Annotated in this window: 17 protein-coding genes; 5 read left to right on the top strand and 12 right to left on the bottom strand. The window is 65.3% G+C overall.

Features of this window, described 5'->3' with window-relative positions; all coding sequences use genetic code 11:
- Positions 1–40 precede the first annotated feature (40 nt).
- The 6 genes from purL to aroQ form a co-directional block, all read right to left on the bottom strand.
- A complete protein-coding gene (gene purL / locus LK535_RS00005; RefSeq protein WP_227769859.1) occupies positions 41–2,263 on the bottom strand; it encodes a phosphoribosylformylglycinamidine synthase subunit PurL in 2,223 nt (740 codons plus the stop codon).
- A 96-nt stretch (positions 2,264–2,359) separates the two neighbouring features.
- A complete protein-coding gene (locus tag LK535_RS00010) occupies positions 2,360–3,790 on the bottom strand; it encodes a phospholipase D-like domain-containing protein (RefSeq protein WP_227769860.1) in 1,431 nt (476 codons plus the stop codon).
- A complete protein-coding gene (locus tag LK535_RS00015) occupies positions 3,787–4,107 on the bottom strand; it encodes an arsenate reductase family protein (protein WP_227769861.1) in 321 nt (106 codons plus the stop codon). Before LK535_RS00015 ends, LK535_RS00010 begins: the two co-directional genes overlap by 4 nt.
- A gap of 158 nt (positions 4,108–4,265) precedes the next feature.
- Positions 4,266–5,615, bottom strand: coding sequence for an acetyl-CoA carboxylase biotin carboxylase subunit (gene accC, locus LK535_RS00020; protein ID WP_227769862.1), 1,350 nt, complete (start codon positions 5,613–5,615; stop codon positions 4,266–4,268).
- A 1-nt stretch (position 5,616) separates the two neighbouring features.
- On the bottom strand, positions 5,617–6,108 hold the full coding sequence (gene accB / locus LK535_RS00025) for an acetyl-CoA carboxylase biotin carboxyl carrier protein (protein ID WP_227769863.1): 492 nt from the start codon (positions 6,106–6,108) through the stop codon (positions 5,617–5,619).
- Between the two features lie 34 nt (positions 6,109–6,142).
- A complete protein-coding gene (gene aroQ / locus LK535_RS00030) occupies positions 6,143–6,574 on the bottom strand; it encodes a type II 3-dehydroquinate dehydratase (protein WP_227769864.1) in 432 nt (143 codons plus the stop codon).
- A 110-nt stretch (positions 6,575–6,684) separates the two neighbouring features.
- Here aroQ and thiS point away from each other — a divergent pair, with 110 nt between their 5' ends.
- On the top strand, positions 6,685–7,692 hold the full coding sequence (thiS, locus tag LK535_RS00040) for a sulfur carrier protein ThiS (RefSeq protein ID WP_265333958.1): 1,008 nt from the start codon (positions 6,685–6,687) through the stop codon (positions 7,690–7,692).
- A gap of 31 nt (positions 7,693–7,723) precedes the next feature.
- Here thiS and LK535_RS00045 read toward each other — a convergent pair whose 3' ends face one another.
- From LK535_RS00045 to LK535_RS00055, 3 genes are all read right to left on the bottom strand, one after another.
- A complete protein-coding gene (locus LK535_RS00045; protein WP_227769865.1) occupies positions 7,724–8,332 on the bottom strand; it encodes a DedA family protein in 609 nt (202 codons plus the stop codon).
- A 141-nt stretch (positions 8,333–8,473) separates the two neighbouring features.
- Positions 8,474–9,427 (bottom strand): glutathione synthase, encoded by a 954-nt coding sequence (gene gshB / locus LK535_RS00050; protein ID WP_227769866.1) that lies wholly within the window; start codon positions 9,425–9,427, stop codon positions 8,474–8,476.
- Between the two features lie 118 nt (positions 9,428–9,545).
- Positions 9,546–9,926 carry a YraN family protein gene (locus LK535_RS00055; protein WP_227769867.1) on the bottom strand — a complete coding sequence of 127 codons (381 nt, stop codon included), beginning with the start codon at positions 9,924–9,926 and terminating at the stop codon, positions 9,546–9,548.
- A gap of 310 nt (positions 9,927–10,236) precedes the next feature.
- Between LK535_RS00055 and LK535_RS00060 the strand changes: the two genes are divergently transcribed.
- The gene (locus tag LK535_RS00060) at positions 10,237–11,145 is read left to right on the top strand and encodes a calcium-binding protein (protein WP_227769868.1); all 909 of its coding nucleotides are present in this window, start codon (positions 10,237–10,239) and stop codon (positions 11,143–11,145) included.
- Between the two features lie 29 nt (positions 11,146–11,174).
- Here LK535_RS00060 and rsmI read toward each other — a convergent pair whose 3' ends face one another.
- Complete coding sequence (gene rsmI / locus LK535_RS00065; protein WP_227769869.1) at positions 11,175–12,020, bottom strand: 16S rRNA (cytidine(1402)-2'-O)-methyltransferase; 846 nt, start codon at positions 12,018–12,020, stop codon at positions 11,175–11,177.
- On the opposite strand from rsmI, the gene LK535_RS00070 reads away from it, so the two are divergent.
- The 3 genes from LK535_RS00070 to LK535_RS00080 are packed head-to-tail and all read left to right on the top strand — an operon-like array spanning position 12,019 to position 14,925.
- A complete protein-coding gene (locus LK535_RS00070) occupies positions 12,019–13,218 on the top strand; it encodes a penicillin-binding protein activator (RefSeq protein WP_227769870.1) in 1,200 nt (399 codons plus the stop codon). The genes rsmI and LK535_RS00070 overlap by 2 nt on opposite strands.
- Before the next feature lie 33 nt (positions 13,219–13,251).
- Complete coding sequence (locus LK535_RS00075; RefSeq protein WP_227769871.1) at positions 13,252–13,896, top strand: DUF47 domain-containing protein; 645 nt, start codon at positions 13,252–13,254, stop codon at positions 13,894–13,896.
- A gap of 15 nt (positions 13,897–13,911) precedes the next feature.
- Entirely contained in the window at positions 13,912–14,925 is a 1,014-nt protein-coding gene (locus LK535_RS00080) for an inorganic phosphate transporter (protein ID WP_227769872.1), read from the top strand.
- 74 nt (positions 14,926–14,999) lie between these two features.
- Here LK535_RS00080 and LK535_RS00085 read toward each other — a convergent pair whose 3' ends face one another.
- Together LK535_RS00085 and LK535_RS00090 are read right to left on the bottom strand one after the other, a co-directional pair.
- Positions 15,000–15,302, bottom strand: coding sequence for a polyhydroxyalkanoic acid system family protein (locus tag LK535_RS00085; RefSeq protein WP_227769873.1), 303 nt, complete (start codon positions 15,300–15,302; stop codon positions 15,000–15,002).
- Positions 15,299–15,745: a VOC family protein gene (locus LK535_RS00090; protein ID WP_227771013.1), complete on the bottom strand. Its 447-nt coding sequence runs from the start codon at positions 15,743–15,745 to the stop codon at positions 15,299–15,301. The genes LK535_RS00085 and LK535_RS00090 overlap by 4 nt, the downstream gene beginning before the upstream one ends.
- Positions 15,746–15,834: the final 89 nt, after the last annotated feature.

Below are 15,834 nucleotides of genomic sequence, written 5' to 3' on the forward strand. Positions count from 1 at the left end.
TGTAGGACAGCCCGTGCGGTGGGGGCGGCGGGAGGGCCGGTCAGCCCTCCAGCGATACCTCCGCGCTCATCAGCTTCGGGAAGAAGCCCTCATGCGCCGCACGCAGCGTGTCGAGCGTGACGACATCGTCGCGGTCGGGCCGCTCGAAGATCAGGCGCTTGCCGCCGGTGCGGCCCATCGGCTCCGCCTCGACGCCGGCCTCGAGCGCGGCCTGGAGGAAATCGGCCAGCGCGTGATCGTGGACGGTGACGATGTAGACGCCCTGATCCTCGCCGAAGAAGGAATGCGCGCAGTCGAACGGCTGCTTGCGATCGATGATCGCGCCGATGTTGCCGGCGAGCGCCATCTCGGCGAGCGTGACGGCGATGCCGCCATCGGAGACGTCGTGGACGGCGGAGAGCTGACCCAGGTCGATGGCGTGGCGGATGAGATCGCCGGTGGCCTTCTCCTGCTGGAGATCGACGCGGGGCGGGGGGCCTTCCTCGCGGCCGTGGATCTCGCGCAGCCAGAGCGACTGGCCGAGATCGCCGCGGCGGGTGCCGACCGCGAGGATGACGTCGCCCGCGCCCTTGAAGGCGATGGTGGCGCTCTTCGACCAGTCCGCCATCAGGCCGACGCCGCCGATCGCGGGGGTGGGGAGGATCGCCGAACCGCCGCCGGTCGCCTTCGATTCATTGTAGAGCGAGACGTTGCCGGAGACGATGGGGTAGTCGAGCGCGCGGCACGCCTGCGCCATGCCATCGAGGCAGCCGACGATCTGGCCCATGATTTCCGGGCGCTGCGGGTTGGCGAAGTTGAGGCAGTTGGTGATGGCGAGCGGCTTTGCGCCGACCGCGGTGAGGTTGCGCCAGGTCTCGGCGACGGCCTGCTTGCCGCCCTCGACGGGGTCGGCGTAGCAATAGCGCGGGGTGCAATCGGTGGTGATCGCCAGCGCCTTGTCGGTGCCGTGGACGCGAACCACCGCGGCGTCGCCGCCCGGGCGCTGCACCGTGTCGGCGCCGACCATGTGGTCGTACTGCTCCCAGATCCAGCGGCGGCTGGCGATGTCGGGCGAGCCCATCAGCGTGACGAGATCGGCGGCGATGTCCTTGCACTCGGGCACGTTGACCAGCGCCTTGGCGGGCGGGGTGGGGACGTGCGGGCGATCGTAGAGCGGGGCCTCGTCAGCGAGCGGGGCGAGCGGGATGTCGCAGACGGTGTCGCCCTTCCACTTCAGCACCATGCGGCCCGTGTCGGTGACATGGCCGATGACGGCGAAGTCGAGTTCCCACTTGCGGAAGATCGCCTCGGCGAAGGCCTCGCGGCCCGGCTTCAGCACCATCAGCATGCGCTCCTGCGATTCGGAGAGCATCATTTCGTAGGGCGTCATGCCCTCTTCGCGCTGCGGCACGTCGTCCATGATCAGTTCGATGCCGACGCCGCCCTTTGACGCCATCTCGACGCTGGAGGAGGTGAGGCCGGCGGCGCCCATGTCCTGGATCGCGACGATCGCGTCGGAGGCCATCAGCTCGAGACACGCCTCGATCAGCAGCTTTTCGGTGAAGGGATCGCCGACCTGCACCGTCGGGCGCTTCTCCTCCGCATCCTCGCCGAAGTCGGCCGAGGCCATGGTGGCGCCGTGGATGCCGTCGCGGCCGGTCTTGCTGCCGACATAGACGATCGGATTGCCGATGCCGCTGGCGGCCGAATAGAAGATCTTGTCCTGATCCGCGACGCCGACCGTCATGGCGTTGACGAGGATGTTGCCGTCATAGGCGGGGTGGAAGTTCACCTCTCCGCCCACCGTCGGCACGCCGACGCAATTGCCGTAGCCGCCGATGCCATGGACCACGCCCGAGATGAGGTGGCGCATCTTGGGGTGATCGGGGCGGCCGAAGCGAAGCGCGTTCATGTTCGCGACGGGCCGCGCGCCCATGGTGAAAACGTCGCGCAGAATGCCGCCGACGCCCGTCGCCGCGCCCTGATACGGCTCGATGTACGAGGGGTGGTTGTGCGATTCCATCTTGAAGATCGCGGCCTGGCCATCGCCGATGTCGATGACGCCGGCATTCTCGCCCGGGCCGCAGATCACCCAGGGGGCCTCGGTCGGCAGCTTCTTCAGGTGGATTCGCGAGGATTTGTAGGAGCAATGCTCCGACCACATCACCGAGAAGATGCCCAGTTCCACCAGGTTCGGCTCACGGCCGAGCGCGTGGAGGACGCGATCATATTCCTCGGGAGACAGGCCGTGTTCGGCGACGACTTCAGGCGTGATGGCGGTCATGCGCGCGCGATAGCGGCGGCGGCGCCCGGTGTCACCACAAGGCTGACCTCAAGATACCCCGGCGGCTTGAACAAGGCGCCTGCGGCCCGCCATGGCTTACCGGCGGCGGCGGAAGCGCCGGAGGCGATGAAGCAGCGGGCGCCGGGCGGAAAGCGCCTCGAACATCTCCTCCGGTCCTTCGGGATCGAGAATCTTGTTGTCGGCGAGCCATGCCTCGACGGAGGTGAGATCCGGCACCTCATAGGGAATGAGCGTCTTGCCCGCACCGCGCAGGTGCTCGATCGCGCCGATCAGGCCATGCGATGCAATCGCCTCGCTGACGGTCGCAGGTTCGGTGCCGAGATGTTCGGCAATCAGATCGTCGCGGATGGCGGCGATGCGATCGTCGTCATTCTCGATGGTAACGTCACATTCCGTGTCGAGCCGGAGCGAGCGATTGTTGAAGTTGGAGGAGCCGATGCGGATCACCTCCTCATCGATCACCAGCACCTTGGCGTGAACGTAGATCGGCTCTCCACCAGCGGTGTGCGGGTGGTACATGCGCAGGCGATCGTGCTTGTCGCGCTGCTTCAGCGCCTGGAACAGCCGGGCGCGGGCGGTGTCCATCGCAATGGGTTCAAGCCAGCCCTGCGCTGAAACGGGATTGATGATGACGATTTCCGGACCGTCCGGCTCGTCCAAGCGCCGCGCAATGGCCTCCGCCACGCGGCGCGACGCGAAATACTGGCTTTCGGCGTAGATGCGGCGCTTCGCACGCGCGATCAGCGAGAGATAAAGCTGTTCAATCTCCCGGATCGACTCCTGCGGGCCATATTCCGGTTGAGACCGCGAAATGGCGACATCAACGTCTCGGAAGTCCGGCTTCAGATCAACGGGCCAGCAATCGACCTTGCTGTCGGGTTCGGGGATCTCACCGCCACCGGCAATCTGCCAGCGGGTACGGCAGAGATCGCCGAGCGCCTTGGCCACCGGACCTTCCAGCGCCGTCGTGGCATCGTGCCATGGCTTGTTGGGCCAGCCGCTGGGCGAGGTACGGTGCGGGTCGTCGTCCCTATGCGAGCGCGTGTCCCAACGCTCGTCCGTCATGTCGATGCCGCCGCAAAAGGCGAGGCAATCGTCGATAACGACGATTTTCTGATGCTGGGAGGCGCCAACGGGATGATGACCGTCGAGCTTCAGGTGGATGCGCTTGCGCAGGAAACGCCACTTGGTCAGCGTCAGCAGCGTCTTGCCGCGGAACAGCGTCTTGAAGGCGCCCTTGTCCCAGCGGAGAATGTAGACGTTGAGATCCGGGCGTCGGCGCACCAGCCAAGTGATGAATTCGCCGACTTCGGTCGGGACGCCAGGTGGCTCGTTTTCCCAGGCAAGGCGAATGCGAGCGTCGAAATCCCAGCCAACCAGCAGGATCTGCTTGCGCGCTTTCATCATGGCGGCACGTGCCAGGCGAAAATAGGTGTCGGCGTCGATCACCACCGCGGCGCGGCTTGCCCGTTCGATGCGCCAGCGGGCCTCCTCCGGCAGGTTCACAGAATGTCGTGAACGCGTTCGGGCGGGCGCGCGAGCACCACGCCCTTGTCGGTTTCCACCAGCGGCCGTTCGATGGTGGCAGGATCGGCGGCCATGATGTCCAGCGCCTCTTCGTCGCTTGCCGCGGCGGGCGCGTCCTTGCGCATCGCGTCGCGCGGCAACAGCCCGCCACGTGCATACAGCCGCGCGAGTTCCTCGCGAGCCGGCGGCTGCTTGAGATAGTCGATGATTTCCACCTCAGCGCCGGCCTCGGTGAGTAGCGCCAGCGCCTGACGCGATTTGGAACAACGCGGATTATGCCAGATCGTCGCCTTCAATGCCGCGCTCCTTCTTGATCCAGGCTAAAGTCTCCGAGCAGAATGTGAAGGCAAAATGTCGATGACGTCGCGCCCAAGCGAACCGGCATCCGGGGAGCCCGCAATCCCAGGGGATGCGAGGCGTACCGCCGAATGCCGGACGCATCCGGAGGGGTGGCTCAGGCCTGCTCGGCCAGCCACTCCTCCAGCCATTTGATGGTGTAATCGCCCTGTTGGAACTCAGGATCGTCCAGCAGCGCCTGATGAAGCGGGATGGTTGTCTTCATCCCCTCGATCACGAACTCCTCAAGTGCGCGACGAAGACGGCGAAGCGCGCCTTGGCGGGTGGTGCCATAGACGATCAGCTTGGCGATCATGCTGTCGTAGTAAGGCGGCACCTTGTAGCCGGCGTAGAGGCCCGAATCGACGCGCACGTGCATGCCACCGGGTGCGTGATATTGCTTCACGAGGCCCGGGGAGGGCGCGAAGGTACGCGGATCCTCCGCATTGATGCGGCACTCGATGGCGTGACCGCGGAAGACAACATCCTCCTGGCGCAGCGTCAGCGGATGGCCTTCCGCGACTCGGATCTGCTCGCGAACGAGATCGAGGCCAGTGATCGCCTCCGTCACCGGATGCTCCACCTGAAGGCGGGTGTTCATCTCGATGAAGTAGAACTCACCGTTTTCCCAGAGGAACTCGATCGTGCCGGCGCCCCGATAACCCATGTCGGCCATCGCCTTGGCGACGATCCCGCCCATACGATCGCGCTCTTCCGCCGAGATAACGGGAGAAGGAGCTTCCTCGAGGACCTTCTGGTGGCGGCGCTGCAGCGAGCAGTCACGCTCACCAAGGTGAATGGCGTTGCCGTTGCCGTCGCCGAATACCTGGAATTCGATGTGCCGCGGATTGCCGAGGTACTTTTCCATGTAGACGGTGGCGTCGCCGAACGCGGCCTTCGCCTCGCTGCCGGCCTGCGCCATCAGCGTGTCCATCTCGTCCTCTGACGGCACGACCTTCATGCCGCGGCCGCCGCCGCCCGATGCGGCCTTGATCAGCACGGGATAGCCGATGTCACGCGCGAGGCGCTTGGCCTCCGCCGAATCGGTCAGCGCCCCATCCGAGCCGGGGACCAGCGGGAGGCCGAGCGCGCCGGCGGTGCGCTTTGCCTCCACCTTGTCGCCCATGGTGCGGATATGTTCAGGCTTCGGCCCGACGAAGATCAGTCCGTGCGCCTCGACGATCTCGGCGAACTTCGCGTTTTCGCTGAGGAAGCCGTAGCCCGGGTGGATCGCATCCGCGCCCGAGATCTCGGCGGCGGAGATGATGTTGGCGATGTTGAGATAGCTCTCGCTCGCCGCCGGCGGGCCGATGCAGATCGCCTCATCCGCCAGGCGGACATGCATTGCATCGGCGTCGGCGGTGGAGTGCACCGCGACGGTCTTGATCCCCATCTCGTGGCAGGCGCGGTGGATTCGCAGCGCGATCTCACCACGATTGGCAATCAGGAGCTTCTTGATCTCGGGCATCTTACTCGACGACCACCAGCGGCTGGTCGAACTCGACCGGCTGGCCATTGTCGACCAGGATCGCCTTCACCGTGCCGGCACTGGGCGCGGTGATCGGATTCATGACCTTCATCGCCTCAACGATCAGCAGCGTGTCGCCGGCCTGCACCTGCTTGCCGACAGAAACGAAGGCGGCAGCGCCCGGCTCGGCAGCGAGATAGGCCGTGCCGACCATCGGCGAGCGAACGGCATTGGCAAGCGAGGGCTCTGCCGCGGCAGGCTCTGCTGTCGGCAGCGCAGCGGTTGCCGTGCTGGGCGCCGGCGCCGCCGAAGCGGGCGGCGGTGCGTGATAGACGGCGGGCGCGGCGGCAGCCGCAGCCTTGCGGGCAACGCGGATGCGGCGATCCCCGTCTTCCACTTCAATTTCGGTGAGCTGCGTCGTGTCGAGCAGCTCGGCAAGCTGGCGGACGAGATCGACGTCGACCTTCATCGCTCCATTTTCCTTATCGGCCATTGCGACCCTTTCCCTGAACAGGGCGCGCGCTGTGTCAGAACCGCGCCGCCGCTTCAAGCGCGAGCAGGTACGACAGCGCACCGAACCCTGCGATTGTTCCACGTGCGGCACGGCCGACGTAGGAGAGATGGCGGAATTCTTCACGAGCATGCGGATTGGACAAATGCACCTCGATAACCGGGGTGCGGACGGATTTGATCGCATCATGAAGTGCGATCGACGTGTGGGTAAAGGCGCCGGCGTTGAGAATCACCGCCTTTGCCCCCTGAGCCTGCGCCTCGTGCAGCCAATCAACGAGATGGCCCTCGTGATTCGACTGGCGCATGTCGACCTCGAGGCCGAGTTCGCGTGCGCGATCCTCCAGCTGACCGGCAATATCGTCCAGGGTTTCATGCCCGTAGATCTCCGGCTCGCGCGTGCCGAGCAGGTTCAGGTTCGGGCCGTTCAGGACGTAGATCAGCGACAAGGGTGGCTCCTTCCTTGAACGGCATGTGCGCCAAGCCTAGGTGGAAGGCAATTCATCCGACCGAATGACAATCTGAATGAGAGGGGCTCTGCCGCCCCGCAAAGGATATCATGCCCCATACCGACGGAACCGTATCGATCACCGTGAACGGCGCGCACCGCCGTGTCACCGCCGGGCTGACGCTGGCGCAACTGGCGACCGAGCTGGGCCTGATACCCGAGAAGGTCGCGGTGGAGCGCAATCTGGAAGTGGTGCCGCGCTCGACGCTGGCAGACGTGTGCGTGGAGGATGGCGACGATATCGAGATTGTTCATTTCGTCGGCGGCGGGGATCATGGCGGCGCCGTGCCCACCGACAGCTGGACCGTCGCGGGCAAGACGTTCCGCTCGCGCCTGATCGTCGGCACCGGCAAGTACAAGGATTTCGCGCAGAACGCCGCGGCGCTGGAGGCCTCGGGCGCGGAGATCGTCACGGTCGCAGTGCGCCGCGTCAACGTCAGCGATCCCAACGCGCCGATGCTGACCGACTTCATCGATCCCAAGCGGTTCACCTACCTGCCTAATACCGCTGGCTGCTTCACCGCGGACGAGGCGATCCGCACGCTGCGGCTAGCGCGCGAGGCGGGCGGCTGGGATCTCGTCAAGCTGGAGGTGCTGGGTGAGGCGCGCACGCTCTACCCCGACATGCGTGAGACGCTGAAGGCGACTGAAGTCCTGGTGAAGGAGGGCTTCAAGCCGATGGTCTATTGCGTCGATGACCCGATCGCTGCGAAGCAGCTGGAAGAGGCGGGTGCCGTCGCGATCATGCCGCTGGGCGCGCCGATCGGTTCGGGCCTCGGTATCCAGAACCGGGTGACGATCCGCCTGATCGTGGAAGGCGCCAAGGTGCCGGTGCTGGTCGACGCCGGCGTCGGCACGGCATCCGATGCAGCGGTCGCAATGGAGCTGGGCTGTGACGGCGTGCTGATGAACACCGCGATCGCCGAGGCCAAGGATCCGGTGATGATGGCCGCCGCGATGAAGGCGGCGGTCGAGGCCGGGCGACTGTCCTATCGCGCGGGGCGCATGGGGATCCGCCGCTATGCAGACCCGTCGTCGCCGCTCGCCGGACTGATCTGAACCTGTCCGGCGACGCTTGGCAGCGGGGGGATCAGCCCCGCTGTTCCCGAGGCTTCCAGGTGAAGACTCGGTAGAAGTACAGCAGCACGATCGCGATCACGGTGCCGACGGCGAGCGGGCCGACGAACTTCTCCAACTGCTCCATCTTCAGCCCAAGGAAGAGACCGGCGCCCGCCAGTACCGAATTCCAGATCGCGCTGCCGGTGAAGGTGAACAGCAGGAACTTCCACATCGACATTTTCGCCATGCCGGCCGGCAGGGAGATGACCGTGCGGAAGGTGGGGAGAAAGCGGAAGACGAAAATCACCCAGTGACCGTATTTCTGAAAGAAGCGGTTCAGGTGCTCCACGTCCTCCCATTCCATCGTCATCCAGCGCGAATAGCGATCCACCATTGGCTTGAAGCGCTGAATGCCGAGGCGCCGGCCGAGTTCGTACCAGAACAGGTTGCCGGCCGTGGTGCCCATCGTGGCCCAGAAGATCAGCCACCACAGATCCATCTGTCCGCGGGCCACGGCCATGCCGCCAAGCCCCATGATGACCTCTGACGGGATCGGCGGAATGATGTTTTCCAGCGCCATCAGCAGGAAGATGCCGATGTATCCCCCGCGGGCGATTAGATCGATGATGATGTCAGTCATTGAAGGTCAGCAATCGTCCTGTTGAAGCGGGGAGGTGGGCGCATCCCCGCGATCCCCCCGCCAGCGCCTTATGCCTGCTTCGTCGCAGCGGTGGTAGCGGCCCCGAGTTGCGCCTGCCGAGGCGCGGAAGGGTTAAGCGAATCAGCGTTCCGCCAGGCGGCGCTCGATCGCATCCCAGATCAGGCCAGCGACGTCGGTGCCGTCGAACCGCTCGATCGCCACGATGCCGGTCGGCGAAGTGACGTTGATCTCCGTCAGCCATTGGCCGCCGATCACGTCAATGCCCACAAAGATCAGGCCGCGACGCTTCAGCTCCGGCCCGAGCGCGGCGCAGATCTCACGCTCGCGCGCGGTAAGTTCGGTTTTTTCCGCCGAGCCGCCGACGGCGAGATTGCTGCGAATCTCGCCCTCACCGGGCAGGCGGTTGATTGCGCCGGCAACCTCGCCGTCGACCAGCACGATGCGCTTGTCACCCTTTGCCACGTCCGGAAGGAACGCCTGCACCATGTGCGGCTCGCGATAGGCGGTGTTGAACACTTCAATCAGCGCCGAAAGGTTCTCACCTTCTGGCCCGACGCGGAAGATGGCCTTCCCACCGTTGCCGTGGAGCGGCTTCACCACGATTGCCCCATGCTGGCGAAGGAAGGCGCGTGCTTCGTCGAGCGACCGGGTGACGAGCGTCGGCGGCATGAAGCGCGCGTAATCGAGCACGAACACCTTTTCCGGTGCGTTCCGGACGCTCGCCGGATCGTTCACCACGAGCGTGCGATCGGCAATCCGCTCCAGGAGGTGGGTGGCGGTGATGTAGCCGAGATCGAAGGGCGGATCCTGGCGCATCAGCACGACGTCCGCTTCGTCACCCAGGTCGAGGCTGACGGGTTCACCAGCGTCGAAGTGGTTACCCTCCACTCGTTGCACCGTCACCGGCCGCGCCTTTGCCCACAGCCGCCCGTCCGACCAGTTCAGATCCTCAGCGGCATAATGGAACAGCCGGTGCCCGCGCTTCTGCGCCGCCAGCATCAACGCAAAGCTCGAATCGCCAGCGATGTTGATCGATTCGAGCGGGTCCATCTGGACGGCGACGGTGAGACTCACGCAAACCTCCGTTCGCCCCGGCCGAAGGAAGGTCACGCCTTCCCGTCATGGGGCAGTGCAATAGCAGACCGCGTCAGGCGCGACATGCACCGGCAGGTAAGGCGGTGCATCGGGCTTGTCACCCGATCCAGGCATTCTCGATGTGACGTGGCGCGGTTCCGGGGGCCAGAAGGATGACATCCACGCGGATGTCCTCGCCCGCAGTGGCATAGCGCGGCATCAACAATTCGGCCGCGGCGGCCACCCGTGCAAGCCGCCGCTGGTCAATGGCAAAGTCCAGTTCCCCAGCGCTGGCCCGGGTCTTCACCTCGACAAAGGCGATGAGAGCGCCCTTTTGCGCGACCAGATCGACTTCGCCAGCCGGGGTGCGCACGCGCTGGTCGAGGATGCGCCAGCCCTTTAGTCGCAGCCACCAGGCGGCCAGCCGCTCCCCGCGGCGCCCGGCCGCCTCAGCGGTGCGGCGTTGATCGGGGCTTTGGGTATGGCGGAGGCGACGCATGGCAGACCGTCTGCGCCGAGGGAGCGACCCGGGCAAGCTTTGCCGGCGTCCGGACGCGAAGGACGATCATCCTCAAAGAAAGGTCATTCGCCCGAGCGAGGCTGGCTCGTGGCCGGGGAGGGCGTTGGTCATACTAGCTTCAACCGTCCATTCGACCTTGGGGGGGGGGCTGAGCGCGCCGGACCGCTACCTCCGATGCGCCTCTGGCTTGTCGAATGTCCCGCAATAGGTTCCGCCGGTCGGTAGGTGACGCCTTCGGATTGCCTTCAACGCCGACGTGTTCGACCCTTCCAATTTGGGGAGTAATCCAATGGCCAGAACGCTGATCACGGGCTCTGCCGGCGATGACGAACTGCGCGGCACTGCGGGCGATGACGACATCATTGCAGGCGCGGGCATGGACTTTGTTTCCGGCGGTGCCGGCGATGACTTCGTGCTGGGCGAGGCGGGAATCGATTACCTGGACGGAGAGGATGGCGACGACCGGCTGTTCGGCGGCGACGACAATGATGTGCTGAGAGGCGGGGCGGGGGCGGACCTCGTGTCGGGTGACGCAGGTAATGACTGGCTCTCCGGGGGAGACGGGCGGACGTCCGACAGCGGCTATGACCAGCTGCTGGGTGGCGCTGGCGACGACTATATCTATAGCGAGAGCGCCGATCTGATCGATGGCGGCTCCGGCGACGATCTTGCAGTTATCCTGCGACAAAGCAGCAGTGTCGCGTTCAAGGCCGACTTCTCCACGCCGCATCGAGTTCAGACCCTTGCGGACGGGACAGTGGTTACCGGCGTCGAACGCGTGTCCTTCTCCGGCGGCAGCGGTGCGGACATCATCAGGGCAGGTGACGGAGCGGATGAGCTTCGCGGAGGCGCAGGCGCCGACCAGCTGTGGGGTGGCGGTGGCATCGATATCCTGGATGGAGGTTCGGGCCGGGATCGACTGGTTGGCGGCGCCGGTGCCGATCTGTTCTATTTTTCATACGGCACCAATCGCGACCGGATCATCGACTTCGTACAGGGAGAGGACCGAATCGGGCTCAATGGCCTGTTCGCGCCGGTCACGTTCGACAAGATCCTGGCCGCGACTAGCCGGGACGATTCGACGGGGCTGGTGACGATCGACCTCTCGCAACTCGGCGGCGCGCCGGCCGACCGAATCGAATTGCTTACCGATCCGGCACAGGCGTTTGTCTTCGTCCCAGCCGATTTCGTGCTGTAGGGCCTTACCGCCGGCGCGGAAGAAAGCGCTTAGCCTTCCTTCAAGGCGAGCGCGCGGGCGTAGAGCGCCTTGCGATCAAGGCCGAGACGCTTGGCCACTTCGCCCGCGGCCTTCGCGGGGGGCAGGCGCGTAAGTGCTTCAGCGAGAGCGGCATCGGCGTCCTCCTCGCTGGCAGGAGGCGCTTCGCCCGGCGGCCCGACGACGATGACGATTTCCCCCTTGGGCGGCGCGTCTGCATAGCGTTCGGCCAGCATCGGGAGGGTGCCCGTGACCGCTTCCTCGAATCGCTTGGTGATTTCGCGCGTTACGGCCGCTTCGCGATCGCCAAGCTGCGCGGCGAGCGCCGCCAGCGTGGCACCGAGGCGCGGGCCGCTTTCATAAAAGACCAAAGTGGCACGAACAGCGCCGAGTTCGTCGATCGCATCGGCCCGTGCCTTCGCCTTGGACGGCAGAAAGCCTGCAAACAGGAAGCGATCGGTCGGCAGGCCAGCCAAGGTGAGGGCGGCTACGGCGGCGCACGGACCGGGGATCGTCACCACCGCATGACCTGCCGCGCGGGCATCGCGGACCAGTTTGTAGCCCGGATCCGAGATTAGTGGCGTGCCGGCGTCAGACACCAGTGCGATCGCTTCGGTGGCCAGACGCGCGATCAACTGCGGGCGGACGTGATCGGCGTTGTGATCATGATAAGGAGTCATCGGACGCTTCGTTCCGATGTGTCGCAGTAACCCAATTGTAACACGAGTGTCTTCTGCGGCGATTAGGTCCGCCCGCGACAGGATGTCGGCGGCACGTGGAGACAGGTCCCCGAGATTGCCGATCGGGGTTGCGACGATGTACAGGCCGGGGCTTAGTTTTTCCACGAGGAGTGTCATGGCAGAGGCCGCAACCGTATCGCAACGGGCGAACACCATCGTCCGCGGGTTTGTCGCCATGACGGCGCTGCTCGTTTCCGCTTGCTCCACCGTGGTGCCGCGCGGGCCGGCGGGCCCGACCGGACCGACCAAGGCGCCGCCGCCCGTCGCGCGGCCGGACGTGGGCGTCGAGGCAGGCATCCCCCGCGATACGGCGCGCAACCGCGTTGCGCTGCTCGTGCCGTTGTCCGGCACGAACGCCGGCGTGGGCAAGAGCCTGGCCAATGCGACTCAGCTTGCGCTGCTCGACACGCGCAACGAGCAGGTCCGCATCACGAATTACGATACCGCAACCGGCGCCGCGGCGGCCGCTCAGCGCGCCGTGGCGGATGGAGCGCAGCTGATCTTGGGGCCGTTGCTGTCCGAGGATGTGCGGGCGGTGGCGCCGATCGCGCGCCGGGCGGGCGTGCCGGTGCTCGCCTTCTCCAACGACAACAGCGTCGCCGGTGATGGCGTGTACCTGATGGGCTACACGCCGAGCCAATCGATCGAGCGGGTGGTCGATTTTGCGCGTAGCCGCGGGGTGACGAACTTCGGTGGCCTGGTGCCGAATGCCCTCTACGGCACGCGCGCTTCGACCACGTTCCTGCGGGCGGTGGAATCGGCAGGTGGCCGCGTCGTGGCGTTGCAGACCTATGACCGCACGGCAGGCGGCGTTGGTGCAGCGGTGAGCCGGATGGCCAAGGATGCGCCGTTCGACGCCGTGCTGATCGCCGATTCGGGTGCCACCGCCGCGACTGCCGTGCCGCTGCTGCGCAAGGCGAGCCCGAACACCAAGGTGCTTGGTACCGAATTGTGGAACAGCGACAACGGTATCTCGGCGCGTCCGGCCCTGAATGGTGCCTGGTTCGCCAGCGTTTCCAACACCTTGTACCGCCAATATGCGGCCAAGTATCGCGCCCGCTTCGGCACCGCGCCGTATCGCCTTTCCAGCCTTGGCTATGATGCGGTGTTGTTGACGGCGCGCATCTCCCGCGATTGGCGGATCGGCGCACCATTCCCGGAAACGCGTTTGCGGTCCGGAGAAGGCTTTGCCGGCATCGACGGCGCGTTCCGCTTTGGCCGCGACGGCGTGGCCGAGCGGGCGCTGGAAGTGCAGGAAATCCGCAGCGGCAGCACAACCGTTGTTTCACCAGCCCCCGCGAGTTTCGGGCGCTGAAGCCTCTTACCTTTCCTACAAGGATCGTTTCTGATGTTCGCCTGGTTCCAGCGCCTCCTTCCGAAGCGCGGCAATTTCTTCGAGCTGTTCGATGCGCATGCAGCAGTGACGCTGCGCGCGGCGGAAGCGACCACCCGGCTGTTCGCCGGCGATGCTAATCCCGAACAGGTCATCGCCGAGGTGAAGGACCTGGAACATCAGGCGGACGATATTACCCGCACGGTGCTCCAGACCGTACGCATCACCTTCCTGACGCCGTTCGATCGAAGCGCGATCAGCGACCTGATCGGATCCATGGACGACGCCATTGACGCGATGGACGCCGCGCTTACGGCCGTCAGCCTGTACGGCGTGCGCAGCTTCACGCCGGACATGCATCAAATGGCGAGCAGCATGACCGAAGCGGCCGCCGTGACGGTGGAAGCCATGCAATTGCTGCGCGACGTCGCGCGTAACGGGCCCCGGATCCACCAGCTCACCGAGCGGCTGGTCCAGCTGGAAGGCGAGGCCGACGCGATGCACGAGCGGGGGCTGAAGCGATTGTTCGAACATTACCGCGGCGGCGACGCGATGCAGTTCGTCGTCGAGCGCGAGATCTACAAGCATCTCGAAAAGATCTCCGACGCGTTCGAGGACGTGGCGAACGAGATCGACGGCATCGTCATCGACCACGCCTGAGCGATCCAGCCTCACATGCATGAGCTTGCTCTTCCGCTGCTGATCGGACTGATCGTCCTGGCTTTGGCGTTTGATTTCCTCAACGGGCTGCATGATGCGGCCAATTCCATTGCGACCGTGGTCGCCACCCGATTGCTGTCGCCCGTCCAGGCGGTGGTCTTCGCCGGGTTCTTCAACTTTGCGGCGTATTTCGTGACGCTTGCCGTGCCAAGCTTGCATGCCGTGGCGGAAACCATCGGTAAGGGCTTGATCGACAAGGACGTCGTCACCCCAGCCGTGATCTTCGGCGCGCTTGGCGGTGCCATGTTCTGGAACATCGTGACCTGGCAGAAGGGCATCCCTTCCTCATCCAGCCACGCGTTGGTGGGCGGGCTGGTGGGAGCCGGCGTTACCCATGCCAGCATTCATAGCGTTCACATCGGCGGCCTGACCAAGACGCTGGTGGCCATCGTGATCTCGCCCACGCTGGGCATGATCCTTGCCATGTTGGTGATGCTGGCCAGCAGCTGGGCGCTGCGGCGCTCCACCGCGCGGCAGGCCGAAACCAGCTTCCGCGCGCTACACCTCGTTTCATCCGCCGCTTATTCGCTGAGCCACGGCCTCAACGACGCGCAGAAGACAATGGGGATCATCACGGTGCTGCTGTATTCGACCGGCTATCTCTCCGGCGAATTCGAGGTGCCGCATTGGGTGGCGATCAGCTGCTATGTGGCGATCGGTCTCGGCACGCTTTCGGGCGGATGGAAGATCATTGAAACGATGGGATCGCGGATCACCAAGCTGTCCCAGCATCAGGGCTTCAGCGCCTCGACGGGCGGTTCGATCGTGCTGTTCACCGCATCCGCAATGGGCATTCCGGTGTCGACAACCCATACGATCACCGGCGCAATCATCGGCGCAGGCGTCGCCCGGCGGACCTCCGCCGTTCGCTGGGGCACCGCGAGCAACGTTGTGGTGGCATGGATCATCACGATCCCCTGCTCGGCGGCGGTGGGTGCAGCCTTTTACGCGCTGACTCTGTTGTTCTGAACCGGATCGGCTAGCCGGCGGCGCGCGTGTTCGTGTCGCCCCGGCCAGCCGGCAATCCGATAATGCGCCGCCGGCTATTCGAGCAGCTTGGGCGCTTCCTTTTGAAGCTTTGCGCGGATTTTGTCCGAGAACATGGCCAGGAAGGCCGGAAGCTCAAAGACGGCGTGGACGTTTGCGTCGCTGACGTCGAGGCGCGCGCCCACCCGCTGTCCGAGCCCTTCAACCGTGAAGTGAAGTGAATTCCCGTCCCAGCGGTGTTCGGTCACAGCGCCGCCGGGGATGAAATCGGCGAGCTTGCCGAAGCTGCTGCCGATGCGTTCCTTTGCGGCCGCAGTGCCGAGACGGTGGGGAATGTCGACCTCGATCGGAGCAGTCACTGGGCGTTCTCCTTGGGCGCGAGCTCCGTGGCAAAGAGCTGGGCGTCGTCGGCAAACGCCTTGAACTCGAGCGCGTTGCCGGACGGATCGCGGAAGAACATCGTTGCCTGTTCCCCCGCCTGACCCTTGAACCTGATATGCGGGGCGATCCCGAAGCTGATCCCGGCCTTCTCCAGGCGAGCGGCGAGCGCTTCCCAGTCCGGCATGGTCAGCACCACGCCAAAATGGGGGACGGGCACGTCATGGCCGTCAACAGGATTGCTGGCGCCTGCGGCGCGCGCGCTTTCGTCGAGATGAGCGACGATCTGATGGCCGCCCAAATCAAAGTCGATCCAGCGGTCGCTCGAGCGGCCCTCCCGGCAGCCCAGCACGTCACCGTAAAAGGCGCGGGCTGCGGCGAGATCATGGACGGGAAAGGCGAGGTGGAAGGGGCGAAGTGTCATGCCGTCGTGATACACCATCCTTGCGTGCCCCGGAAAGGGGCGGCGAAACAAGGCGCCCAGCACCGGAAGTTGCGGAGCCGTGGCATCGA

The organism is Sphingomonas sp. IC4-52, assembly GCF_020707225.1.
In the GTDB taxonomy this organism is placed as follows: Bacteria; Pseudomonadota; Alphaproteobacteria; order Sphingomonadales; family Sphingomonadaceae; genus Sphingomonas.